At 47.4% G+C, this 25,043-nt stretch carries 18 protein-coding genes; 11 read left to right on the top strand and 7 right to left on the bottom strand.

Going from position 1 to position 25,043, the window contains the following annotated elements; translation table 11 throughout:
- Positions 1–2 precede the first annotated feature (2 nt).
- Complete coding sequence (locus RBK99_RS04615) at positions 3–3,350, top strand: PAS domain-containing hybrid sensor histidine kinase/response regulator (RefSeq protein ID WP_317503472.1); 3,348 nt, start codon at positions 3–5, stop codon at positions 3,348–3,350.
- Here RBK99_RS04615 and RBK99_RS04610 read toward each other — a convergent pair.
- Both RBK99_RS04610 and RBK99_RS04605 read right to left on the bottom strand, forming a co-directional pair.
- A complete protein-coding gene (locus tag RBK99_RS04610) occupies positions 3,315–3,974 on the bottom strand; it encodes a response regulator transcription factor (protein WP_317503471.1) in 660 nt (219 codons plus the stop codon). The two genes, RBK99_RS04615 and RBK99_RS04610, sit on opposite strands and share 36 nt — an antisense overlap.
- Positions 3,975–4,073: 99 nt before the next feature.
- Complete coding sequence (locus RBK99_RS04605; protein WP_317503470.1) at positions 4,074–6,302, bottom strand: TonB-dependent receptor; 2,229 nt, start codon at positions 6,300–6,302, stop codon at positions 4,074–4,076.
- 214 nt (positions 6,303–6,516) lie between these two features.
- Between RBK99_RS04605 and RBK99_RS04600 the strand changes: the two genes are divergently transcribed.
- From RBK99_RS04600 to RBK99_RS04590, 3 genes are read left to right on the top strand one after another with little or no spacing between them, the layout of a single operon-like run.
- A complete protein-coding gene (locus tag RBK99_RS04600) occupies positions 6,517–7,809 on the top strand; it encodes a GntP family permease (protein ID WP_317503469.1) in 1,293 nt (430 codons plus the stop codon).
- Positions 7,810–7,832: 23 nt separating this feature from the next.
- Positions 7,833–9,461, top strand: coding sequence for a long-chain fatty acid--CoA ligase (locus RBK99_RS04595; RefSeq protein WP_317503468.1), 1,629 nt, complete (start codon positions 7,833–7,835; stop codon positions 9,459–9,461).
- On the top strand, positions 9,458–10,636 hold the full coding sequence (locus tag RBK99_RS04590; RefSeq protein WP_317503467.1) for an E22 family MetX-like putative esterase: 1,179 nt from the start codon (positions 9,458–9,460) through the stop codon (positions 10,634–10,636). Before RBK99_RS04595 ends, RBK99_RS04590 begins: the two co-directional genes overlap by 4 nt.
- A 13-nt stretch (positions 10,637–10,649) precedes the next feature.
- On the opposite strand, the gene RBK99_RS04585 is transcribed toward RBK99_RS04590, so the two are convergent.
- Positions 10,650–12,401 (bottom strand): TIGR03545 family protein, encoded by a 1,752-nt coding sequence (locus RBK99_RS04585; RefSeq protein ID WP_317503466.1) that lies wholly within the window; start codon positions 12,399–12,401, stop codon positions 10,650–10,652.
- Positions 12,402–12,403: 2 nt separating this feature from the next.
- On the bottom strand, positions 12,404–12,910 hold the full coding sequence (locus tag RBK99_RS04580; protein ID WP_317503465.1) for a DUF2062 domain-containing protein: 507 nt from the start codon (positions 12,908–12,910) through the stop codon (positions 12,404–12,406).
- A gap of 132 nt (positions 12,911–13,042) precedes the next feature.
- On the opposite strand from RBK99_RS04580, the gene RBK99_RS04575 reads away from it, so the two are divergent.
- Together RBK99_RS04575 and RBK99_RS04570 are read left to right on the top strand one after the other, a co-directional pair.
- Entirely contained in the window at positions 13,043–14,503 is a 1,461-nt protein-coding gene (locus RBK99_RS04575; RefSeq protein WP_317503464.1) for a RimK family ATP-grasp domain-containing protein, read from the top strand.
- Complete coding sequence (locus RBK99_RS04570; RefSeq protein ID WP_317503463.1) at positions 14,493–14,960, top strand: GNAT family N-acetyltransferase; 468 nt, start codon at positions 14,493–14,495, stop codon at positions 14,958–14,960. The genes RBK99_RS04575 and RBK99_RS04570 overlap by 11 nt, the downstream gene beginning before the upstream one ends.
- Here the strand turns inward: RBK99_RS04570 and glpQ are convergent.
- Both glpQ and RBK99_RS04560 read right to left on the bottom strand, forming a co-directional pair.
- On the bottom strand, positions 14,935–15,954 hold the full coding sequence (glpQ, locus tag RBK99_RS04565) for a glycerophosphodiester phosphodiesterase (RefSeq protein ID WP_317503462.1): 1,020 nt from the start codon (positions 15,952–15,954) through the stop codon (positions 14,935–14,937). The genes RBK99_RS04570 and glpQ overlap by 26 nt on opposite strands.
- Positions 15,947–16,999 (bottom strand): cysteine synthase A, encoded by a 1,053-nt coding sequence (locus RBK99_RS04560; RefSeq protein WP_317503461.1) that lies wholly within the window; start codon positions 16,997–16,999, stop codon positions 15,947–15,949. Before RBK99_RS04560 ends, glpQ begins: the two co-directional genes overlap by 8 nt.
- Positions 17,000–17,219: 220 nt before the next feature.
- On the opposite strand from RBK99_RS04560, the gene RBK99_RS04555 reads away from it, so the two are divergent.
- From RBK99_RS04555 to cfa, 3 genes are all read left to right on the top strand, one after another.
- Positions 17,220–17,558 carry a P-II family nitrogen regulator gene (locus tag RBK99_RS04555; RefSeq protein ID WP_317503460.1) on the top strand — a complete coding sequence of 113 codons (339 nt, stop codon included), beginning with the start codon at positions 17,220–17,222 and terminating at the stop codon, positions 17,556–17,558.
- A 10-nt stretch (positions 17,559–17,568) separates the two neighbouring features.
- A complete protein-coding gene (locus RBK99_RS04550; RefSeq protein WP_317503459.1) occupies positions 17,569–18,750 on the top strand; it encodes an ammonium transporter in 1,182 nt (393 codons plus the stop codon).
- Positions 18,751–18,826: 76 nt separating this feature from the next.
- Complete coding sequence (cfa, locus tag RBK99_RS04545) at positions 18,827–19,942, top strand: cyclopropane fatty acyl phospholipid synthase (protein WP_317503458.1); 1,116 nt, start codon at positions 18,827–18,829, stop codon at positions 19,940–19,942.
- Here the strand turns inward: cfa and RBK99_RS04540 are convergent.
- Entirely contained in the window at positions 19,939–20,985 is a 1,047-nt protein-coding gene (locus RBK99_RS04540; RefSeq protein WP_317503457.1) for an AI-2E family transporter, read from the bottom strand. The two genes, cfa and RBK99_RS04540, sit on opposite strands and share 4 nt — an antisense overlap.
- A 111-nt stretch (positions 20,986–21,096) precedes the next feature.
- Between RBK99_RS04540 and RBK99_RS04535 the strand changes: the two genes are divergently transcribed.
- On the top strand, positions 21,097–22,788 hold the full coding sequence (locus RBK99_RS04535; protein WP_317503456.1) for an EAL domain-containing protein: 1,692 nt from the start codon (positions 21,097–21,099) through the stop codon (positions 22,786–22,788).
- Entirely contained in the window at positions 22,788–25,043 is a 2,256-nt protein-coding gene (locus tag RBK99_RS04530; protein ID WP_317503455.1) for an EAL domain-containing protein, read from the top strand. Before RBK99_RS04535 ends, RBK99_RS04530 begins: the two co-directional genes overlap by 1 nt.

Here is a 25,043-nt window from a genome sequence, read left to right as displayed (position 1 = left end):
TTATGCTAAGCATCGAAGTCACCGTTTTTGCTGCAATCGCCTATTTGACGATTTTGTTCAGCATTGCTTATCGCGGTGACCGCGCTGCTTCGAACCGGGTCAAACCTTACCGTTACGCGTTAGCCCAGGGAGTTCATTGTACCTCCTGGGCCTTCTTTGGCACCATTACTCAATCGGCTTATTATGGCTGGGCGTTCGCCCCGACCTACGCCGGCGCCATTGTCGTCTTTATTCTGCTGCACGGCATACAATTAAAGTTACTGAACTACTGTAAGCACCAGAATATCACGTCGATATCAGACTTAATTGGCACACGCTATGGCAAATCTCCTTTACTGGCCGGCGTTGTCGCTATTACGGCGTTTATCGCCGTCGTTCCCTATATTTCTCTGCAGTTACGCGCTGTGACCTCAAGCTTTGCCGCAGTGACCGGGTTCGATAATGAGCCATTTTGGTTATTTGATTTGTCCTTACTGGTGGCGTTGACCATGGTGGTCTTTGGCTTTCTGTTTGGTACGCGACGGCTCAGTCTGGCAGAGCAACACTCCGGCTTGATGGACGCGATTGCATTTGAATCTTTAGTGAAACTGGCTGCTTTTATTATTGTGGGTCTGTTTGCCAGCTATTCGGTATTTGATGGTCTGACCGATCTTTTCCAGCAAAGCTTTCAAACCGCTCACACGCAGGACGTTCTTGCCGGGCGAGAGCACGGTGGCTATGTTTTTGCTGTACATATGTTACTGGGCGGTTTGTCGATGTTCTGTCTACCGCGCCAATTCCACGTGGGTTACGTTGAAAACACCCATTCCGACGAACTCCGAACGGCACGTTGGGCGTTCCCCCTATACTTGTTTGCGATCAACTTTTTTATATTGCCATTGGCCCTAAGCGCACTGCATTTGGCGCCCGGGGAGGCTAGCCGGGATACGTTTTTACTCGTTATACCACTGATGATGGAACGTCCGGATATTACATTGATCGCTTTTATCGGTGGTCTTTCTGCTGCCACCAGTATGGTTATCATCGCCCTTCTTGCACTGAGTATCATGGTTTCAAATGATGTCGTCATGCCCGTTTGGCTGCGCTTAACTCGTCAGCGACTGCGACAATTTAGTTTCACACCCAAACGAATATTGTCCATACGGCGGGTCACCATGATCGTCGTCATGTTCATGGCTTATTTGTATTATAAAGCCACGATCGAATCTATGCCGTTGGTCAATTCAGGATTACTCTCCCTTGCGCTGTTAGCACAGATGGCTCCCGCTATACTGGGTACGGCAGTATGGCGTAACGCGACGCAGAGCGGTGTATTAGCGGGGTTAGCCGTGGGCACAGCACTCTGGTTAACTCTGTTGCTTATTCCTTCTATTGGTCAACAGCCACAGATAACGGATATCGATATCGCGGATGGTGTTCTGATAAGTCTGGGCGCTAACCTATTCTGTTTTTGGCTATTTTCAATCATCAGTCGAAGCGTCCAGACAGAGCCTCCCCGCGTCGATCACGCGGAAGAGTTTGCACAACAACCCAGCCTCAGCTGGGCACGTTTGCGTTCACTGTTATCTCGATTTTATGACGATCAACAATTAGCCGCTATTCAGCAGCGATTACAAATGGATTTACTGACCCCTGACGGTCAGTCCATGGTTCCGGCTCCTATGCTGGTCCGTATTGAGCGGGAGCTCTCTGCTGTCATCGGCACCTCCGCCAGCCGTCTACTGCTAGACACCGTATCTGAACAGCAGGAGTTTCCCGTCTCCCGGGTAGTAGATTGGGCGACAGAAGCTTCCCGGCTTTATCAATTTAACCGCGAGCTGCTGCAGGCATCAGTAGAGAATATCCCGCAAGGTATTAGCGTGGTTGATCAGAAGCTCCGGCTCGTTGCCTGGAACCGCCGCTATTTAGAAATTTTTGCTTACCCGGACGGCCTGGTGCGCTCTGGAATGCCGGTGGAAGAACTCCTGCGCTACAACGCGAGCCGCGGCCTTCTCAGTACGTCAGAAAACCAGGATGTTGAAGGTGAAATTCAGAAACGTCTTAACTATTTACGCGCCGGCAGTGCTTATCGCTACCAACGCCAACAAGGCTCCTTAACTATCGAGTTGCAAGGAAACCCAATGCCGGGAGGTGGCTTTGTCACAACCTATAGCGACATAACCGAACGTATTGAAGCGCAGAAACAACTGCAAAAAGTTAATCAGGAGCTGGAGCAGCGAGTTGATGAGCGCACGCAACAGTTATTATCTGCAAAACAGGCAGAAGAACGAGCGCATGAGAGTAAATCACGTTTTTTCGTTGCCGTTAGTCACGATTTGATGCAGCCATTTAATGCAGCCAGCTTATTCTGCGAAATGCTGCAATCCAGGCTTCCACCACAATACCTGCCTTTAGCCAATAACATTCAGCGTTCACTTGAGCACGCGGAAGAACTGCTTACGATGTTGCTTGATATGACCAAACTCGATGCCGGTAATCTCCAACCCGATTATCAGGAGTTTTCGATTGATCGCGCTTTACAACCTTTGGTTGAGCGCTACCAAATGATGGCAAAAGAGAAACACTTGCAATTGAACTACCACAAGAGCTCAGCGATGGTACAGACCGATCGCAAGTTACTGACGCGAGTGGTACAAAACTTACTCTCTAACGCGTTACGTTATACCGAAAGTGGCCGGATTGTACTGGGGTTCCGGCGGCACCAACACCACCTGACCATTTGCATTATCGATACGGGGTCGGGCATTCCTGAGCACAAACAACAGGACATCTTCAGAGAGTTTCATCAACTGCAATCCAGCGGTGACAACCCCGGACTGGGACTCGGCTTGTCAATTGTCGAAAGGATGTGTCGACTGCTAAAAATTGACTTGAGCTTATCATCCACTCTGGGCAAGGGAACCCTCTTTGAGTTAACGCTGCCAGTTGTCAGCTGGCATACGCCACCTGAGCCTGTTGTCATCCAGAACCGAAGCATTGATGAAAAGCTATTGAGCGGCATGCGCGTATTAGTCATCGATAATGATCCTCAGGTGCTGGTAGCTACTGCCGGTTTACTCAGCGACTGGGGCGCGGATACCCTGACCGCAGCAGATTTAAAGCAGGCACGACAGCATCCGCCGTGTGATCTCATTCTGGCCGATTACCATTTGGACAATGGCAGCACGGGAATTGAATTGGTTATAGCCATGAGAAAGGTCTGGGGGAACGATGTACCAGCGATAATAAACTCAGCAGACCCCGATGAAATTTTAAGAGAGCAAGCCCTGGAGGCCAACGCTCACTTTATTCCAAAACCCTTGAAGAGCGGTGCGTTAAAGAGACTCCTCAAACGAGTCCGAAGTATCTAACATCTGCCGGAAGAGAATACCTGCCTGGGTTCGATTAATGCATTTAAGCTTTCTTAATATGGCTGATGCGTGTTGTTTAATCGTGGTTTCCTGCACCCCAAGCTCATAAGCAATTTGTTTATTCAATAAGCCATCGGCTATGCACTGCAGTACCTTAAATTGCTGCGGTGTTAGCTGTTCCAGCTTATTCGCAAATTCACTCATTTCAGCATCCGGCTCCGCCACATTCATCGTGCGCATAGATTCAGGTAGCCAATTGTCACCGGCCAATACAGTCGTCACAGCGGTCTGCCATTCAGGCAGGGGCACCGATTTAGGAATATAGCCACTGGCCCCCAGCGCCATAGCCTGACGTATCACCCGGGTGTCTTCATTAGCAGAAACAATAACGACTAAAATATCAGGAAACTGACTTCGTAAAACGCTAAGTCCGGTAAGTCCCCGGTTTCCCGGCATAGACAAATCGAGAAAAACCAGTTCAATTTGAGGGAATTGTTTCAGTTGCTGTTCTAGTTGAGCGAAACTTGATGCTTCAATGATGTCGCTCTCTAAACTGTCGCTTAATGCCTGTTTCATAGCGGCACGAAACAAGGGATGATCATCGGCAATAATTGCTCTGGCCATATTTCCTGCTGGGGTTAACGATTGTTTCATGACCATGCTATCGACTTAGGAGAAAAAAGCCAGCATTACCGCGTAATCAGTAATGCTGGCGGATAAGTGCTAAAAACGATAAGCGACCGACAGAGATACAGTACGCGGATCACCGTAGTAGCCAGTGACAATATTTTCACCGAATGTCGAACCAAAGTTATAACCTGAAACCCGGTATTCTTCATCGAACACATTTTTGGCATGTAAACCAACAGTCCATTGACCAGAGTTTGAATACCAAACTACGCTTGTATTCGTTAGGCTATAAGCTTCTTCATCCAGTGGTGAAGGTACTTCAAAAATTTGCGTGTCATCGCGGTACGCGATATTAGCTGACCAGATTAACGAACCACTCTCTAATGCAAATTCCTGAGTGAAACCGACATTGGCCGTTACTTTAGGAGTGTTCTGGAATGACCATAGCTCAGACACATCTTCTACTTGCTGCGTTTCCGGGTTAAAGAAGGCAACAGAATCAAACTCGGCATCGATATAACCCAGTGAACCGGTGAAGTTTAGTGTCGATGTTGCCGCAAAGGTCGATTCAACTTCAAAGCCTTTGACAGTCGAGTCTGCAGCATTGAGCACTTGGGAAGCAACACCGCCGCCCTCAATCGCACGCTGTACAGTAACCTGCATGTCCTGGTAGTCGGAATAGAAAGTCGCTGCATTTAAGCGCATACGACCATCGAGTAATTCACTTTTAACACCAAATTCAACTGTATCAACGGTTTCAGGGTCGTATGGATTATCAGCGTCAGGGTTTAACGATACGTCGGCGCGCATATCAATACCGCCCGATTTAAAGCCGTTGCTGTAGCTGGCATACATCATAACCGCAGGATCTAATTGAAAACTGACACTTGCATGGGGACTAAATTTACTCCAGTCAGCCTGAGTGGTGAAATCTGAGTTGACGACAATCGGATCCATTGAATAGTCGCCTCGGTCAAGGAACTTGACCCCAGCATAAGTGTAGCGATAGACATTCGCGGTCTTGTCGTCGCGAGTGTAACGACCGCCTAATGTAACAGACCATTGGTCATCCAATTGATAAGTCGCTTGTCCAAAGACAGCTTCACTTGAGGTATCAACACAGCCACCGGTATCGATGGAAAGATTAAGTAACCCCAGAACTGTTCCAAACTCACCGCAGGCTTCACCCTCGTAAAAATATAAACCACCAACGAAATCTAAACGGTCATCCCTGTACTTAAACTGGAACTCCTGAGTTGTTTGATTATCATCGTAAATAGCCGGAACCAGCAGCACTGGATTCACCGTAGAGTCAAAGTCAATGTTGGTGTTTGTGTAACCTTCCCGATAGGCGGTGATAGACTTAAACATCCAGTCATTATTAATCGCCCAGTCAACAGTCATTGAATACCCTTCGTTTTCAACTTCGTTCCAGGTAGGCATGGCTGTATAAGCATCATAGACATCGGTCAAACGCGGCATATCGCTTAGCAGGGATTCTTGCTCACGATGACCACCACGGGCGTTTGAGTCATCCTTTGTCCAGTCAGCTGCAAATTTAACGTTGATATCTTTATTAACAAGCCATTTAGCATTAAAGCGGCCAGTCATTAATTCTTTGTTGTAGTTTTCGTCACCGGTGTTAACAAACTCGCCAAAGCCGTCGCGATTTAATGTCGCAAACGCGCCACCTACGTAAAAATTATCAGTTAAAGCGGTTTGACCTGATATTTTTAGGTCTCGCTGGTTGTATGTCCCAACGGTGCCTTTCACTTCAAATTCGTTGTAACCCGTCAACTCCCGAGTCACATACTTCATGGCACCACCGATGGTGTTCTTACCATAAAGCGTTCCCTGCGGCCCACGCAGCACTTCGACCCGCTGCACGTCAAGTACTTCCAAAACCGCGCCTTGTGGACGTGCCACATAAACATCGTCAATATAAATACCGACACCGGGTTCAAACCCCCATAACGGATCCTGCTGGCCCACGCCTCGAATATAGGCTGTTAACGTAGAGTTAGTACCGCGACTAACCTGGAAGGTCGTATTAGGCATTTTGTATTGCAGCTCGGTGATATCCTCAATACCATCTCTGGCCAGCTCTTCTTCACCAAAGGCTGACACCGCAACGGGTACTTCCTGCAAGCTTTCAGTGGTACGGCGAGCTGTCACTTCGATACGTTCTAATTTAGCTTTATCTTCTTTAGCTGATTCATCAGTCTCGATGTTTTCGTTTTGCTGCGCTATAGCCACAGAACTACTCAATAAAGTCGCTACCGCCGCTGCAATCAGTGATTTCTGAAATTTGGGTTGTTTCATTGTTGTTCCCCTGACAGATAATGTCGTTGTATTTGTTATTTCCGTTTACAGCTATTGAACGGTTCAGAGTCATGGTTGCTTACTAAACTAGCGCAAATTGTTAAGATTGTGATCTGTACCATAGTACTATAGGGGCAAATCCCTTTATCACGCACAATAAATCCATGCAGCGATTCAGAGCATGGTCCGTTTTCTTTTCGTTGCGAGGTATCTCATGTTAAGTATGATTGGTCTGATTGGTGGTCTTGTGCTGCTTATCATACTCACTTTAAAGGGGATGAACCTGTTTATCGGTGCTCCTCTGTGCGCGGTGATTGTTGCTTTATGCAGCGGTATTCCATTACTCACGGGTGACGTGAACTTTGTCAGTGCCTATATGAATGGCTTTGCTGGCTTTGTCGCATCCTGGTTTTTTATGTTCTTACTGGGTTCTTTGTTCGGTAAGTTTATGGAAGACACCGGTGCTGCCGACAGTGTTGCCAGTTGGATCATTAAGAAGCTGGGCCGCAAACAAGCCGTTTTAGCCGTTGTATTAGCTTGTGCCATTCTGACTTATGGCGGCGTCAGCGTGTTCGTTGTTGCCTTCTCAGTTTATCCCATGGCGTTAAGTTTATTTAAAGACGCCGATTTACCCCGTCGCTTTATTCCGGCAGCGCTGGCTTTTGGGTCGGTAACGTTTACCATGACATCGGCAGGCTCACCAGAGATTCAAAACTGGATACCGGTGAAATACCTTGGAACTTCGCCTTACGCGGCCTGGGAAGTCAGTCTGGTGGTCGCCGTATTAATGGCTACCTTTGGCTATTGGTGGCTAAAAAAGATCATCAACCGGGCGGTTGCAAATGGCGAGCGCTTTGAAGCGCGTGAAGGCGATCCCATACTGCTGGAACGTGAACTGCCCTCTCCTATTAGCGGCCTGATCCCGTTATTTGTTGTACTGGGTTTGTCTTTTACCTTCCATGATATCTTGCAACAAAATGCACTTATTGTTGCATTGCTTGGCGGCGTAATAGCCATAGCCGTGATTAACTTCAAACACTTCCATAAGCCGCAGACCGCCATTCACGAAGCCACCACCGGGGCGTTAGTGGCCATTGGTAATACTGCCGCGGTGGTCGGTTTTGGCAGTATAGCCAAAATAACGCCAGCGTTTGATACCGCAGTGAATGCCATGACCAGTCTGCCGGGCAATGAGCTGGTGGGCGCGGCTGTCGCAGTCAGTGTCATTGCAGGTTTAACCGGCTCAGCATCGGGTGGACAGGCAATCGCTTTACCGGAAGTAGGCCCGCATTATCTGGCTGCGGGGGTTAACCCAGAACAACTCCACCGTATTGTATCTATTTCTTCCGGTGCACTCGATTCATTGCCGCATAACGGTTACGTGGTAACCACTATCCGGGCTATTTGTAACGAAACTCACAGCGCCGCTTACTGGGCTGTTGCGGCGGTTACCGTGGTCGTGCCTTTAATGGGTCTGGCCGTGGCTATCAGCCTGTTCATGCTGTAACCCGGTCGTAAGGGGATTTGACCATGTTAGGAAATATGATGAAACGACCGCTGCAAATTATCGACTTGTTAAAATTTGCAGCGAATCGCCATCCGCGTCAGGAGATTGTAACCCGCCGGCTGGAAGGGGATATCCATCGTTACAGCTATGCCGACTGCTGGAAACGAAGCGGGCAGTTAGCCCATGCACTTGAGAAGCTCGGTGTAAAACAAGGTGAGCGAGTCGCTAGTCTCGCCTGGAATACCTACCGCCATATGGAGCTTTATTATGCGGTAAGCGGCAGTGGAGCCATCATGCATACCGTAAATCCACGCTTGTTCGGTGAACAAATTGCGTGGATCCTGGATCATGCAGAAAGTGGCTGGGTCTTTGTCGACTTGAGCTTTGTTGAATTACTCGAGTCGATAGAAGCTGAACTGTCCGGGGTGACAGGGTTTGTCATTATGACCGACAGAGCCCATATGCCAAAAACTCGCTTGAGCAACGCGCTTTGCTACGAAGACCTTCTGGCAAGCGAGGCCAGCGACTTTGACTGGCCTGATGTTGACGAAGACAGCGCCGCCTTACTTTGCTACACCTCAGGCACAACAGGTAACCCGAAAGGCGTACTGAGTTCGCATCGGGCAATGGTTCTGCACGCACAGGCCACCATCAGTGCCGACATGCTGGATCTGCGCAGTGATACCGTATTGATGCCCATGGTCACCATGTATCACGTGGCGGCCTGGGGCGCACCTTACGCGGGTCCATTATCCGGCTGCAAGTTGGTTTTTACCGGCGACGGCACCTCTGGCGAGGCCATGGCAACGATGATTCGCGACGAGCATGTCACTGTGGGCTTAGGGGTACCAACCATTTGGCTAACCCTCCACAATTACTTGAGTGAAAATAATCTCAGCGTTCCTTCACTAAAGCGCGTGTGTGTTGGCGGCGCGGCTTCCCCCGCAGGTTTGGTCAAAACCTACGACCAGTATTATGGTGTTTACTGGCAACCTATTTGGGGCATGACAGAGACAGGACCTTTGGTTCACTCTTTACCGCCGCAGCCAGATATTATTAGTCGCCCCAAAGAAGAGCAGTACCGCTTGCAAACAACCGCAGGCCGACCGGTATTCGGTATAGAGCACCGTATTGTCGATGCAGACAATAAACCGCTACCCAATGACGGAGAAGCTCGTGGCGAGCTGCAAGTTCGAGGACACTGGATTGCTTCACAGTATTTTCGCAATGACGACTTAAGCAGCTTCCCCGATGGCTGGTTAGCCACAGGAGACATTGCGGTTATTGAGCCAGAAGGCTTTATGAAGGTAGTCGATCGCAAAAAAGACGTCATTAAAAGTGGGGGTGAGTGGATAAGCTCACTGGATATAGAAAATATCGTCAGCCAACATGAGGCAGTGAATGAGTCCTGTGTTATTGGAGTAAAACACCCAAAATGGGACGAACGCCCGCTACTGTTGGTGGTTTTAAACAAAGGTCAAAACCTGTCGAAAGAAGACATCAAACGCTTTTTAGACGGAAAAATCGCACGCTGGTGGATGCCGGATGACATTCTCTTTGTTACTGAACTTCCGCACACAGGGACCGGCAAACTATTGAAAAAGACGTTGCGTCAACACTATCAGAACCACTTACAGGAGAATCAGTCATGACCCGACTATGGACAATTGTTATCAGCGTGACAGTGCTGATCATCAGCTTACCGATAAATGCTGAACAATGGGTAGAAAAACGCAGTTTCACTATGGACAGCTACACAACACACGGCGGAGAAACCATAAAAGACGTCAAAGTGGGTTGGGAAGCTTATGGCACGCTCAATGAAGCAAAAGACAATGTCATTCTAATCACGCATTTTTTCTCAGGGAACAGTCACGCTGCCGGAAAATACAGCGAAGACGACAAACAAGCTGGCTACTGGGATGCCATTATTGGCCCGGGTAAGGCTATCGATACCAATAAGTACTATGTGATTAGTGTGGATTCACTCGTGAACGCCTATCCAAACCTTCCCAGTGTTATCACCACAGGCCCCGCCAGTATCAATCCGGCGACAGGACAACCTTATGGACTCGACTTTCCTATCGTGACCATTCGAGATTTTGTTAACGTGCAGAAGGCGCTGCTAGAAGACTTGGGGGTTCGTCAATTGCATGCCGTTGTCGGCGCATCCATGGGCTCACTGCAGGCCATTGAATGGGCCGCCGCTTATCCTGACTGGGTTGAACGCATGGTATCCGTTATTGGTGCTGGCTCTTTAGATGCCTGGACTATTATGGGGCTGGAGCACTGGGCACGAGCCATTCGTCTGGATCCGAACTGGAATGGTGGGGACTACTACGACAGTAAAGCCCCTTTAGAAGGCGTGACCATGGCACAGGCAATGATCACTCAAGGTGCAATGCACCCAACCTATATTAATCAGGTCGCACCTCAACAGGAAACCTTGCCTGAAAAAGCGCTTGAGTCCGTCACGAATGAGCTTCCTGCTGTGGAATGGTTATACGGAGCGAGCCGCGCACGCGCGCCGCTCGCTGACGCCAATCATATTCTTTATTTAGTCAGGGCAAATCAGTTGTTTGTGGCGGGTCATCAGGAAACGCTAAAACAAGGGCTTAAGAACATTTCGGCTAAAACGTTATTTCTTCCATCCAGTAACGATTTATTATTAATGCCTTACCTGGCCGAAAAAACCGCAGGCCAATTGAAAGAAATGGGAAAAGACGTTCAGTACGAAGAAATTGATGGTCCCTGGGGCCACTTAAATGGCTTATTCTCTATTCAACAAAAAGCTAAGTTACTCAGTGAGTTTTTAGCCACTGAGTAACCTCCGCAAAAACTTAAGAGTCGCCGAACAGGCGGCCCTTAAGTTTATCTTTCAAACTGTCTTCAACTTTCGACTTTAACAGCTCTTCAAGTTGCTCACTTTTCTTGCCTGATTCGCTGTCCCATTGAGTCAGGTTTTTCAGTAAACCCTGTTGCCCCTCTAATTGGCCAGAAACTTTAGCGGTCAAGTCAGCTCTTATCTCAGACAGTTTTTCGTCCGCCTCTGACATAGCCGTTTGTGTCAGTAGATTGCTCAGCTGGTTATCAAGGTCAGACTCAAAGCTCAAAGACGGGCTTTGAATATCACCGCCAATATTCGTCGTAATATCCAACCGTTCTAACTGTTTTAAAGCAGCGGCTATCGCTGAGGTTATTTTACTGCTGCCGTCTGCCGCCAGATCCAGGCTTAGCATCCGTATCATCGCTTTGCCATCCAGCTTGTTTTCACGAACCAAAACAGTTCCGCTGCTATCCAGTAACGACGACAGAATACGGACACTCAGCTCATCACTTTCACTCAAGCCCATGTTTTCCAACTTCGCATCTTTTAGTTGCCACTGTTGCTTCGCATCAATGCCCAGATCGGTCAGCGACAATTCGCCATTCAGATTAAAGGAACTCCAAAGCTCACTATTGTCAGCTCTCGCTTGATAGGTTGTCGGTTGCCCCAACAAGTTGTGTTGGTGTGTGATGTTCTGCCAGTTTACATCGATGACGGTCCCGGCAATCATAAACTCAGTACGAGCTTTCTCAATTAGAAACTCCGGTGGCGCATTTTCATCGGCAAATGAAATTGTCTGCCCTTCGCCCCTAACCGGTTTTACCGTTGCTGAATTATCGGAACGTGCCAACATGGGTCCCAGCTGCTCATAAGCTAAGAGCAGATACTGGCTCCATTCTTTGGCTTTATTGCCAAACAACAACCCGGTCACGTTTTGTAAGCCTTGCCCGTCCATACTGAAAAACGACTTTATCCGGTCAATATCATTTCCCGGTGCATTTTTAAGCTCGGTTATTTGCTGCTGCACAACGTCTTTTGCTTGTGTTATTTCTTTTCTGAAATTACTAACAGCTTCTTTATCCGCTTTAATCGATTCCTTTAAGTCATCCAGCGCTTTCTTCCTTGCCGCAAGATCACCCAAACCTTCCATTTTACCTTCAGTAATTTGCTTAATTTTTTGCTCATATTCCTTAATGGCTTCTTCACTTGGCAGAGCTGCCTGAGCCGCTTTTACATTTTGTTTTTGCTGCTCGTAAGCCGTTTTCGCATCTTCAATCACCTTTTCAGTGCGCAAATCAACCTGGCTTACAATTTCATCGGTAGAGGGCAGCGATGTACTGAGTGTATCCCACGACTGACTCGCCCAACCTTTCATGTCCTCTTCGTCAGGCAGTACATAGACTTCACCTTCACTTTCGCGCGGCTGGTCAACACGTATACCCGTCATCGTTAAATCTTCTATTAGCATACGGCCCAGTACAATTTCGGTCGGACTGATGTCGGCCGACGCCTCAGCAACCTGCACCCGATTGTATTCCGGAGCATCGGGATTGGTCACTTGCACTCCGGTCAAAGACAACGACAGCGGAACCCAACTGTGCTCTACCTGCTCAATATTCACTTCTGCGCCGTTCAGTCTGCCCAAAGTGTGCTCGAGTGTGACCTTAATAATAGCGTCCAGAAACAACCAGGAGATGGCAATCAACAATAATACGAATCCGGCAAAAACGGCCAGTCCCGGCCAGCGAATGATACTGCGTTTCATACTCACCCCCTCAAGTCCATATAGATTTGCCAGAAGCGGCTACCACGAATTACTTGCACCAGACGAAACTTCATTATTTTCGCCTGAATCCGTTTACGATAATTAACGACCACCCAATAGCTCACAGCAGCCAATATCGGTGCAGCAATCAAAGCGACCACAAAGCTCCCCAGCGTAATGGTGTGGTTAAACATGGACAGACGCCCTAATGCGGTGGCGTAAACAGCTTCATAAATGCCCTGCCAGCTTGAGGCTTGCAATAGACTCAATCCAATACTGTGGAACCAGGGGTCCAGTAAATAGGCAATCCCTGAGAAAATAGCAAAAGACACAATAAATAGACTGAGATTGACGCGGAATATTAACGCAGCCAATAAAATGATGAGGTTATGAATTCGCCATAGTGGGGTTATCCCCATAAACATCCCCAACACTATGGCTAACGCTAATGCCCAGGCGCTTGTTTCAGAATTCAAAGCTTTCAACAGCTTTGCCAGAATTGTCAGCATTCACCTGACTCCTTTGAAAAAGATAAAACAGCAAATTTGCTTGTTATCCGTTGTCTTTCTAATATAGTGTCAGTTGCATTTATTACGCAAATAACTTACCTATTTTTTAGCGACTTTTGAGTATCTTACGACATGCAACAACACGTTCACCTTATCATAGATAACGCCGCCGACTGGCAGCCTTATTACCCCAGTCAAAGCTTACTCACCGCAAGTGAATACTTACAATCAGCGCACTTGCAGAGTCGTTATCACGTCTTAAATTTATGTAATGACTTATCTTACCTGTCTACCGGTTACTACGTCAGTTTGTTAGCAGAGGCACGGGGACAGCGGGTCATGCCATCGGTTGCAACCATTAACGACCTGACCAATTTTTCTCATTATCAGTTACTGATCAATACCGCTGACCGATCACTGACGAAGTACTTACAAAACCACGACCAAAAGTCGTTGTCATTACTGATTTGCTTTGGTTTGTGTGAACAACCTGAGTTAGCGTCTTTTGCGCGCCAAATTTTTGAGCGCTATCCATGCCCCATTTTAAAAGTGGAGTTGGAATTTAATGGTCGCTGGCATATTAATAAGCTCACTTCTGGGGCACTGAACCAGTTATCTGACGAGCAACAAAGCTTTTTTGGTAATTCGCTGGACCATTTTAGCAAGCGCGTATGGCGCAAGGCCCGTACCCGTAAAGAATACCGTTTTGACCTGGCTATTTTATATAACCCGGACGAAGCCATTCCAACCAGTGACAAAAAAGCGTTAGCGCAGTTTATCAAGGCAGCTAAAGAAGCCGATATTGAAGCAGAGCTTATTACCGCCAATGACTTCAACCGCTTATTGGAGTTTGATGCGCTGTTCATTCGGGAAACCACCCGTATTAACCACTATACCTACCACTTTGCCAAGAAGGCCGAGGCCAACGGTATGGTGGTTATTGATCACCCGGATTCCATTGTTAAGTGTGCGAATAAAGTGTTCTTAAAAGAGTTACTGGATAAGCATAAAGTCGCGACACCAAAAACCGAGCTTCTACTAAGCCAGTCCGATATCGATTATGAAGCCATTGGCGAACGTCTCGGTTACCCGGTGGTTCTAAAAATACCTGACGGCTCATTTTCAATTGGTGTGGAAAAAGCAGAGGATCTGGCTCAGTTTAAAAAGGTGGCAGAAGAGCTGTTTAAACAGTCCACTATATTGCTGGCTCAAGAGTACATGAGAACCGACTACGACTGGCGCGTGGGCGTGCTGAACAACCGACCAATATACGCTTGTCAGTATTTTATGGCGCGTAACCATTGGCAGATATACAACCACAGTGAGTCGTCCTCTCGTGGTAAGAGTGGCTCATTTAGCACCTTAGGCGTGCACCAGGCTCCTAAAGACGTGGTTCGGCTGGCATTGCAGGCCACCCGTTTAATTGGTGACGGTCTCTACGGTGTGGATATTAAGCAAACCCCACAAGGCCCGGTGGTCATTGAAATTAATGACAACCCGTCGATTGAGTCTGGTGTTGAAGACAAACATTTAGGCTATGAACTTTACCGGTTAATCATGGCGGACTTTGGGCGACGTCTGGATGAATACTAATTTCCGGGTTGAGCGGGCGCAGCTAAGCGACCTGGCTCAGCTCGTTGCACTTGAGCGGGCAACCTTTAATTACAGCTGTATTAGCCGTCGTAGTTTTAAGCAGGTCATTGAATCCCAACATAACTTTTGTTGGGTTGTGCGCGCAGGCAAGGAGTTGGCCGGGTATGCCATTGCTTTTACCCGGCGCAATAGCAACCTATGGCGCCTTTATTCCATTGCTGTTGCACTCAACTTTCGAGGGTTGGGAGTCGGTAATTTGCTCATGAATGAAATTCTCGATACCGCAAAACGTCACGCCGCTAAAGGGTTGTCTCTGGAAGTCAAAAGCGACAACAAAGCCGCTATTCACTGGTATCAGAATTGTGGCTTCGAAACCGTTGACCTGTTGCCCGACTATTACGATGATGGCAGCGACGGTTTTAAAATGCGCCTTACTTTTTATCCGGAAAGTCAGTAAAAACACCGTCGACACCCGCCTGCTTCAACCACTGTCGTAGTTGAGCGTGAGACTTCACGCCTTTGGGTAAATCGTCGGCACGCAAGGTATACACGTGAACGCTCAATTCTTTTTCTTCTGCTGACTTAATGACACTGCTCCATTCGGGTTCGCCGTTTTCAGTCACTCCGGTCAGCACATGGTTTAGCCACAAGCCAACGCCTTCAGCGTAGCTTTTTACTGACTCCAGCCCCGCTGCCGTGCGCATGGTACTGTAATCAATATCGGTGGTGCCCCACTCATTATCACCCACCAACTGAATTAACGGAAAATCCCAATTAAACTCTCGCTTCAAACGTCGTAACACTTCAGGGTCAAAGGATTGCAAGTAAACCGGTGTTGGACGTCTGTCCTGATACCCATTTTTTGCCAGCACCGACATAACCGCTGCAGTGACATCGTAGCCTTGTTGCTGATACCAACGCGGAGATTTCAGCTCAACATAAATACCCGTCGAGACATTCCTGACTCGGTTCAATTCCTGAATCAATTTAATTTGTTCATCAAGCGTTTGTATTGGAAAGCGTATATCCGGGTGCGAGAACCGTTTAGGGTAAACCAATTCATAGTCTTTATGCCGTGCAACCACCGTTAACTGCTTTAATTCTTCCAGAGAAAAATCAACAACATAATATTTTCCATCCGGTCGGTGCTTTTCCGGAAATACTTCAGAAACATTGGTGACATGGCCCAGGGTTTCATCGTGCAAGACAATCGGAACGCCATCGCGGCTCAGCTGCACGTCCTGTTCAATATAATCCGCGCCCAGGCCATGGGCCATAACCGTGCTGGCCTGCGTATGCTCTGGCAGATAACCGGAGGCGCCACGATGAGCAATATCCAGAAATTGGGGTACTTTGAGATCGTCTAATGGAGCTTCCGGCAGAGTTTCCTGCGCTTTCACAGCGGTCGTTGTTATCAGTAAAAGCAAGACACCAAAAGTCGGCTTAATCATTATTCCAGTTAACCTCAAGTACTTTATCGCCAAGCTCACGATAACGCTTCAATAGTGCCTCAATAGGTTCAGGTTCGGATTTTAACCCGCGCCCCCGCAAGTATTCCGGGTTATACAGCTTACTGGCGGAACGTTCGCCTAAGTCACAAGAAAACGTCACAATGCGTTGCCCCGGCCCTTTTCGTACAGCAGCAGCCAGTGCGCCAGCAACGTTTAACGCTGAACTGCTACCCAAAACAATACCGTCTTTGTCTCGCACGTAACGGGATAAGGTCACTAAATCTTGATCGGGCAGATTAACCGCGTGATCGATACGTGCCTGACGGAAGTTATCCACTAACCGCATGATACCAATGCCTTCGGTCATAGAGCCGCCATTCGACACATATTCACCGCTGCGCAGAAACTCATAAATACCAGAGCCGTCGGGATCTACCACCCAAACATCCAAGTTCGGATTCTGTTCTTTTAAAAAACGGGAGTTGCCGCCAATAGTGCCGCCGGTACCGGCAACAGACACCAGAACATCAACTTTACCCGCCGTTTGTTCCCATATTTCAGGACCCGTATGCAGGTAATGCGCACGCGCATTGCTCGTGTTTTCAAACTGGTTAGCCCACCAACAGTCGTCGCGCTCTTCGGCTAAACGGCGCGCCGTATGGTAAAAGTGGTTTTCATTCTTAAAGGGAACCGGATCAACGGCCATTAGCTCACCACCATGCAACCGAATCATCCGCTCTTTTTCTGGCGTCTGGTCGTTTGGCATGACCGCTAACATACGTAGTCCGTATGACTTTGCCACCACTGCGAGGCCAATACCGGTGTTACCGGCTGTGCCCTCGACCACCGTCATGCCAGGCTTTAATTCACCGCGCTCCATAGCGTCATCGATTAACTGCTTCGCCGCACGATCTTTTATCGAGCCGCCCGGATTCTGAAACTCACACTTAAGAAAAATATCGCATCCGGTCAAGTCAGACAGCGAAGGTATCCGCAGTAAATCCGTCTGTCCGATAAGATCGCTCTGCCGCGCGCCAACTCTCATGCTACTGCACCTTTAATCATTCGCTACTGTAGGTAAATAGTATCCCCTTTGCATCGTTTCGGTTCAATAGCACTTTTGGTGCAATGCACAGCGGTTGCGCACATTTTTTGTGCAGCACTGTCACTCCGACAAAAATTACACTTTAATATCAAACACTTATATATTGGCACGTTTCGTGAAGTAAGTGGTTGCTTAACACGACTTTAATAAGGAAAGCACCATGAAAATGCTCATTGCTCTTATCAAACCGTTCAAACTGGAAGATGTAAAACAAGCGCTGTTTGAAATTGGCTGTAAGGGCCTGACAGTGACTGAAGTGCGGGGGGTCGGACGACAAAAAGGCCATACAGAACTTTACCGAGGCGCCGAGTACCAAGTGGACTTTCTACCCAAAATGAAAATTGAGCTGGCGGTTCCCGACGATAGCGTTGAACGCGCGCTTGAGGTGGTCATTGCTGCCGCTCATACCGGCAATATCGGAGACGGAAAAATATTCGTTATGCCGCTGGAGCAATGCGTTCGTATACGCACCGGCGAAACCAATCAAGACGCCCTTTAAGGAGCCCGTGATGGACATACAAGACACACAACAACTGACTTTCGCGCTAGACACATTTTATTTACTTATGTCCGGGGCCCTGGTGATGTGGATGGCAGCGGGTTTCTCTATGTTGGAGGCAGGCTTAGTACGAAGCAAGAACACCACCGAAATTTTGACTAAAAATATCGTACTTTACGCCATTGCCTGCATCACTTACCTGGCAATTGGCTACAGCATTATGTACCCGGCGCCAGCTACTTCCGCTTACGCTGCGGATGCCAACTTCTTTTTTCAGATGGTGTTTGTTGCCACCGCTATGTCTATCGTGTCAGGCGCGGTTGCAGAGCGCATGAAACTCATGAGTTTTTTAGTATTCTGTGTGGTATTAAGTGCTGTTATCTATCCAGTACAAGGGTTATGGACCTGGGGCGGCGGCATGATCGCCGAATGGGGCTTTGTTGACTTTGCGGGCTCCAGCATCGTTCATTTAACCGGGGCTTCCGCTGCACTGGCTGCGGTACTGTTACTGGGCCCTCGTTCTGGTAAATATCTGAGCGATGGCAGTATCAATGCATTACCGGGTTCAAATATGCCCCTCGCAGCACTGGGCACTTTCATTCTCTGGTTTGGTTGGTTTGGCTTTAACGGTGGTTCGCAACTGGCATTAAGCTCCGTCAACGACGCCAATGCCATTGCCCGTGCTATGGTCAATACCAATACCTCGGCAGCAGCCGGCACCATAGGTGCTTTGTTATTCACCAAACTACTCTGGAAGAAAGCCGATTTAACCATGATTCTGAACGGCGCGTTAGCCGGGTTGGTGGCAATAACCGCACAGCCTGTCACCCCGCAGCCATGGCTTGCCGGCATTATTGGCTTTATTGCCGGTCTCATTGTAATTCTCTCAATTATTGGTCTGGATAAACTGCATATTGATGACCCGGTTGGCGCTATTTCAGTACATGGCGTAGTGGGCATTTTCGGTACTCTGGTGGTACCGCTCAGTGATGGCAGTGCTAGTTTCTTCATACAACTGGCAGGCGTTGGCACTATTTTTTGTTGGGTGTTTGTCAGTAGTTTAATTGTGTGGACTATACTGAAGCGAATCCTGGGTATCCGCGTTACCAAAGAGCAGGAGTATATTGGCTTAGATCAAGTCGACTGCGGTGTTGAGGCTTACCCTGAGTTTACCTCTAAAAAGGATGGTTAGAGAACGCTTTATTGCCAGTATCGCCCATTCTTGATACGGTTTTATACCATCATTTTTCCGGAATGGGCGAACGACTATGTCGACATCACGAGAGTATGTTGAAGAACTTTTAGCTAAAGCAGATATTCGGATTAACGGCGATCGTGCCTGGGATATACAAGTTCACGATGAAACCGTATTTGACCAGGCCTTGTCTCGGGGAAACCTGGGCCTTGGTGAATCTTACATGGCCCGTTTGTGGGATGCAGAATCGCTCGATCAGTTTTTTTTCAAACTGCTACGCTCTGGCATTCAGGATGAAATTAACCCCGCTCGCCTTATCTTTCATTCATTGAAAAGCCGGGTATTTAACTTACAAAGCAAGTCAAAAGCATGGGAAGTTGGCGAGCATCATTACGACATGGGAAATAACCTTTATCAGTCAATGCTTGATGAACGTATGGTCTACACCTGCGCCTACTGGGAAAAGGCAAAAGATATTGACGAAGCCCAACGGCATAAACTTGAGCTTTGCTGTAAAAAATTAGGTCTCAAACCCGGCATGCGGGTGCTTGATATTGGCTGTGGCTGGGGTAGCTTCATGCAATACGCAGCCGAGAATTACGGTGTTGAATGCGTAGGAGTGACTATCTCAAAAGAGCAGGTCGAGCTTGGAAAAGAACGCTGCAAGGGTCTCCCGGTTGAGTTTCGACTGCAGGACTACCGCGATCTCGATGAACAGTTTGACCGTGTCATAAGCCTTGGCATGTTCGAACACGTCGGTCAGAAAAACTATGACGATTATATGGATGTGGCCCTGCGTTGCACCAAAGAGGACGGTTTGTTTTTACTGCACTCCATAGGTAAAAATGTAAGCGATACAGCCGCCGACCCCTGGATCAGCAAATACATATTCCCTAACGGTGAAGTGCCTTCTATTTCCCAGATAGGTACTGCGCTCGAGGGAAAGTTCGTGTGCGAGGACTTCCATAACTTTGGTCAGGACTACGATAAAACCCTGATGGCCTGGTTTGAGAACTTCGACAACGCGTGGCCTGAGCTAAAATCACAATTTGATGATGAGTTTTATCGCATGTGGAAATACTACCTGCTGTCCTGTGCCGGCGCGTTCCGTGCGCGCGACATCCAGCTGTGGCAATGGGTGTTATCTCCGAAAGGACGCGTTGGCGGTTATTTCCGGCCTCAACTTTAAGGGGCCGAATTAAATTCCGTCTTAAAAATATCCCAGAAGACCATGAACAGGGCTGCAACCAGCGGCCCTAAAACAAATCCGGTGATACCAAATAGCGATAACCCGCCCAGTGTCGAAAACAGCACCACGTAATCGGGCAGTTTGGTGTCCCGGCCAACTAACAGTGGCCGCAACAGATTATCTGCCAGGCCTATCACTACCGCACCATAAGTAACCAGTATGGTTGCCGATACCCAACTGCCCGTAGCGTATAAGTAAACAGCAACAGGCAACCAAACAAGAGCCGCTCCCACCGCCGGAATGAGAGACAAAAAGGCCATCACCACACCCCAGAGCAGAGCGCCCGGAATACCTAGTAAAGCAAAGATAATACCGCCCAGCGCACCCTGTACAACGGCAACAACTAAATTGCCTTTGACTGTTGCTCTGGTCACCTCTGCGAACTTACTAAATAACTTATGTTCTCGTTCATCACCCAAGGGTAAAGCCTGAACCATCAGGTTGATTAGGCGATGCCCATCTCGTAGCAGGAAAAAGGTCAGATAAATCATTAAGGCCAGGCTCATTAGAAAAGAGAATGTATTTTGGCCTATCGTTAACGCCTTCTCTGCTAACAGCTTACTGCCGTTCATCGCTAATGACGATATCTTGTCTCTTACATCGCTCGCCTTAATATCAAACTGAGCAAGCAGGTCATTTATAACAGGAAAAGCCGACTGGATTTCATCGAAAATTTTGCCCGGGTTAATTTTCCCCGAGTCCAACCTCTGATAAAAGCCGACACCTTCCTGCACAAACGAATAAGAGATCCCTAACACCGGTATAATCACAATAATCAGTGCGATTAATAGCGTCACTATTGCGGCTCGGTTGGGTTTATCACCCAATTTCGTTTTTAATTTTTGCTGCAGCGGGAAAAAGATTACAGCGACAACAGAGGCCCAGAAAATAGCGCCCCAAAACGGGATGAGTACCCAGGCAAAGGCTATACTGACAAAACCCAATGTGAGTAAAAACGATCGGCGCTCTAGTGATTCGCGCATAAACAATCCTCTGGTGTTAATGATTATTTACGTTAAGGCTTGACAGACCTTATGATTGATAACAATCTCAACGTAGCTAACTGTTTAATTTATCACAACTGTTAAGAATAAATGCCCAAATTAGATGATCAATACAGCTTTGCCACGTGGTGCAAAGAAAGTTTAATTAACTTTACGGAGATGAACGCCGAAAAACAGGTGTTTATCGGATTCGTATTGGCAATACTGATTGCGGCTTTCATTCGAATTATTGAAATGACAGGCGGCATTCCAAGCCTGTATGAACACTTACTCTACTTCCCTTTAGTCTTCACCGGCCTACTACTGGGTCCCCGTATTGGAGCTTTAGCCGGCATCATGTGCGGTGTACTACTCAGTCCATTTTCTTTTTCAGATTCATTAATCAGTAGTAATGAAATCGCTGGAGGCTGGATCCTTCGTTTAGTCGCCTACACCTCAGTTGCCACAATAGCCGGTGTCATCTCAAGAGTGGTAAAAGATCTCAACAAAGCTGAGCAAAACGCTAAACGTAAGTATCAGGGAACAGGCCTTCCCAATATTGATGCTTTGCTGGAACAGTTAAAAGCAATAGGTCACAACCAGAACGGGTCGCCGAACGACCTCGTCGATATTTTTAACTTTCGTCTGCAGAACATGGAAAAAATTCAACAACAAGTGGGCACTGAAAAGGCCAATGAGCTGGTTAAGCAAATGGCGGTGCAGCTCAAAAAATTACTGGGCGATCAAATACACGTTGGGCAAACGTCTAAGAATGAGTTAGTGGGTGTTAGTGCTGAAGCAGAAGAAAATACAAAAGAGTTGCAGCAAAAAATAGAAAGCTTTTTGGAACAGCCTATTGTGATTGACGGTGTTTCTTACCAAATGGACAGCGCGGCAGGCGTCCTCAGGGTCAAAAAAGATCAGCTAAAAGATGATCATCAGAAAGTGTTTGATGAAGCTCAGGCTCATGCCTTTAATGCGCTTCAGAAAAAGCAGCAATTTTCATTTTTGGAGCAAAGTGACAACGCTATTGAGCAAATTGAAGAAGTCTCTTTCTCTCGTCAATTCAACGAGGCAATGAAAAATAACGATATTCAGCTTTACTACCAACCGCGTCTGAACACCAATACTGGCTATTTTTCGGTACTGGAAATATCAGCCAAATGGGTTCATCCCAAACGCGGTAACATGGAACTCGTTGAGTTCAAACCGATGATTGAAGAGGCTTCGCTCACTCAGCAGTTCACCTCGTGGATGATTCAACGCACTTTCAAAGATTTGAAGGTATGGCAAAAACAAAAAGTTACCGTCCGCGTTTCTATTAATATCACGATTAATGATATCGTTGACCCCATTGTTCTGAATGTTTTGGCTCACGAACTTCAAGAAACCAAGTTTCCGGCGCGACATATTAATATCGAAGTGAGCGAACGCGCGTTAATGTCACTGCCAGACAAATCAAAGCGATACCTTGAGCGATTACGCAGTGTGGGCTGCAATGTGATTGCCTCCCACTTTGGTGAAGGACGTTCAACCATACAGTCGCTTTTTGTGCTGCCGGTCGATGCAGTTAAACTATCAGAAGAGTTAGTACAAAAAGCCACCTCGCACAGCGATAAAAAACGAGAACTCGCGTCGATGGTCAAAATGGCAAGAGCGCGTGGTTTAACCACCATAGCAACCGGTATTAATGATCGCGCAAAACTATTGCTACTAAAACAAATAGGGTGCGAGGAACTACAAGGATCGATTCTCAGTAAATCATTGAAGAAATCAGATATACCCTGGGCACGGATACGATAATGAACGATAAACTCGAGTTAACAGCACGGAAAAAATGGCGCCGACCATTTTTACAACGCCCGGAAGTCATCCTGGCGTTTAGCTACATTATTGCGGTTATTGCCTGGGAACTCGGCGTCAATGCCTTAGTCCTGCATGTGTCTCTCAATGCCGACATTAAACAGACCTTAGTTCAATCAAAACCTTGGGTTTTTGCTGCATTTTCAGTCATCTTAATGTTTTTCTACACTCGTATCTGGGCCTTAAAACTTAAGAAATCTCGTCACTTATTGCATAAGTATCTGGGTAACAGCCCCACCGTCCATTATGAGATCAAAGCGCTTGAATCAGACTTTCGCGTCGATTGGGTCAGCCCGAACTGTGAACGAATTATGGGGTATACGCCGGACGAAGTGAAAGCGCCGGGCTGGTGGCTGAAAAACATTCACCCTAACGATGTTCAAATGGTTAAGAAAAGAGCCTTACGAGGCCTTGAAGAGACTCAGTTTGTTTATGAATATCGCTTTCGTCATAAACAGGGTCATTACGTTTGGGTACGAGATGAATTACGCCGGACTAGCCAACGACCTCTTAGTTTTCAGGGCTCCTGGACAAATATCTCCGCAGACTATATTGATGACTCAAACGGAAGTGCGGGCGATACCTCAGAGCACGGCGTTTTATCCGGCATTGCCTTGCTCGATAAGCACCACAGAGTCATTAGCGTAGACTCGCCGTTCACCGAGATATCAGGATTAAACGAGTTTCAGTGTGTGAACTCAAAGTTAGAGGAGCTGTTAATTACCACCGATCTTGACGATCTTAGTACTCACTTTCCGTACAACCAAAATATTCTGATTGTTGGCCGCAACGCGGAGAAAAAGCGATACTCCGCCATTTTGACAATTCGGGAGGCGGTGCGGGGACTTTCGGAGCAGGCTGCGTATGTTGCGACTTTAAGTGATGTCACCCGAATGAAGCAACAGCAGAGACAACTACAGAAGTTAGCTTTTTTCGACGACTTAACCGGGTTACCCAACGGCAACTCACTGACTTTGGACTTATCCCGGTTACTGGATGAGTTGCCCAGCGACCGATTAGCCGCTGTCGTTGTTATGAATATTGATCATTTCCACCAGGTCAACGACCAATATGGTCATCACATAGGCGATAAAATACTGCAGCGCCTTACCCAGCGACTAAAAGAGATTATGCCCTTTGGCACTAAGCTATATAACCTGGGCGGCGATGAGTTTGCTGTGGTTTTGAATCATGTCGTTGAGTATATTGATATCCAAAATATTATTTTGCAGATTCAAAAAGCTTACGAGCGCTCCTTCGTACTCGGCAGTAATGACCAGCAGGTTCAGTTAACCGCAAGCATTGGCGCCAGCGTTTACCCTTTAGACGGGCACGATGCCGGCAAGCTCATAGCACAAGCTAATTTAGCAATGAATTCGGCTAAGGACCAGCACAGCGGTAATCAAACCTACTTTAAACAAGAGCTTGAAAAGCGCTCTTACGATGACGTTCAATTCGAAGAAGATGTGCGCAGTGTCCTCCAGACTGAGCAAATACAATTGGTTTACCAGCCAGTACTGAACATGGACAAAAAAGTTATCGGAGTTGAGGCGTTATTGCGCTGGGAACATCCCGACCTAGGCACTTTGCAGCCAGTCCAGTTTTTACCACAATTCGATGCCAACGGTATGCTTGACACTCTTGGTATCTGGGTCATTGAAAATGTCGTGGCACAATTTGAGCAATGGCAGAAAAAGGCTATAGCACCCGGCAAAATAGCCATTAATTTAGCGACCGAACAAATATCACAGAGGCTTTATCAAACCATGAGCCGGTTAATGAAAGAAAAACCTGAACTGGTTACTAAAATTGAGTTTGATCTCAGCGAAAGTAGTTTAAATGAGCCACTGCCCGATACTCTGGATATTATTAAACAACTGCATGAATTAGGTATCACCTTAGTCATTGACCGTTTTGGTAAAGGCATTGCCAGCATGTTGCACTTAAAAACCATGGCGGTCAGTAAAATTAAAATTGAACGTGAATTTATCCGCGATCTCGATACCAATGAGCGTTCTCGAACTTTAGTTAAAGCTCTTATTCGGATGACCTCGGAGTTAGGGTTAGAAGTACAGGCGGTTGGCGTAGAAAACCAAGCTCAATTTGATAAGCTTAAAGAGTTTGGATGCCATTATTGGCAAGGGCAGTTTTATAAACTACCTCAGACTGCCGATGCCGTTTTTGTTTCCGACTAA

This window comes from Idiomarina solivarensis, from assembly GCF_033052755.1.
Lineage (GTDB): Bacteria > Pseudomonadota > Gammaproteobacteria > Enterobacterales > Alteromonadaceae > Idiomarina.
This window is presented reverse-complemented; position numbering and strand designations above follow the sequence as displayed.

Coding starts and splice junctions, on each gene's coding strand:
- RBK99_RS04615 (WP_317503472.1), top strand. CDS start 3: ATGCTAAGCATCGAAGTCACCGTTTTTGCTGCAATCGCCTATTTGACG.
- RBK99_RS04610 (WP_317503471.1), bottom strand. CDS start 3,974: ATGGCCAGAGCAATTATTGCCGATGATCATCCCTTGTTTCGTGCCGCT.
- RBK99_RS04605 (WP_317503470.1), bottom strand. CDS start 6,302: ATGAAACAACCCAAATTTCAGAAATCACTGATTGCAGCGGCGGTAGCG.
- RBK99_RS04600 (WP_317503469.1), top strand. CDS start 6,517: ATGTTAAGTATGATTGGTCTGATTGGTGGTCTTGTGCTGCTTATCATA.
- RBK99_RS04595 (WP_317503468.1), top strand. CDS start 7,833: ATGTTAGGAAATATGATGAAACGACCGCTGCAAATTATCGACTTGTTA.
- RBK99_RS04590 (WP_317503467.1), top strand. CDS start 9,458: ATGACCCGACTATGGACAATTGTTATCAGCGTGACAGTGCTGATCATC.
- RBK99_RS04585 (WP_317503466.1), bottom strand. CDS start 12,401: ATGAAACGCAGTATCATTCGCTGGCCGGGACTGGCCGTTTTTGCCGGA.
- RBK99_RS04580 (WP_317503465.1), bottom strand. CDS start 12,910: ATGCTGACAATTCTGGCAAAGCTGTTGAAAGCTTTGAATTCTGAAACA.
- RBK99_RS04575 (WP_317503464.1), top strand. CDS start 13,043: ATGCAACAACACGTTCACCTTATCATAGATAACGCCGCCGACTGGCAG.
- RBK99_RS04570 (WP_317503463.1), top strand. CDS start 14,493: ATGAATACTAATTTCCGGGTTGAGCGGGCGCAGCTAAGCGACCTGGCT.
- glpQ (WP_317503462.1), bottom strand. CDS start 15,954: ATGATTAAGCCGACTTTTGGTGTCTTGCTTTTACTGATAACAACGACC.
- RBK99_RS04560 (WP_317503461.1), bottom strand. CDS start 16,999: ATGAGAGTTGGCGCGCGGCAGAGCGATCTTATCGGACAGACGGATTTA.
- RBK99_RS04555 (WP_317503460.1), top strand. CDS start 17,220: ATGAAAATGCTCATTGCTCTTATCAAACCGTTCAAACTGGAAGATGTA.
- RBK99_RS04550 (WP_317503459.1), top strand. CDS start 17,569: ATGGACATACAAGACACACAACAACTGACTTTCGCGCTAGACACATTT.
- cfa (WP_317503458.1), top strand. CDS start 18,827: ATGTCGACATCACGAGAGTATGTTGAAGAACTTTTAGCTAAAGCAGAT.
- RBK99_RS04540 (WP_317503457.1), bottom strand. CDS start 20,985: ATGCGCGAATCACTAGAGCGCCGATCGTTTTTACTCACATTGGGTTTT.
- RBK99_RS04535 (WP_317503456.1), top strand. CDS start 21,097: ATGCCCAAATTAGATGATCAATACAGCTTTGCCACGTGGTGCAAAGAA.
- RBK99_RS04530 (WP_317503455.1), top strand. CDS start 22,788: ATGAACGATAAACTCGAGTTAACAGCACGGAAAAAATGGCGCCGACCA.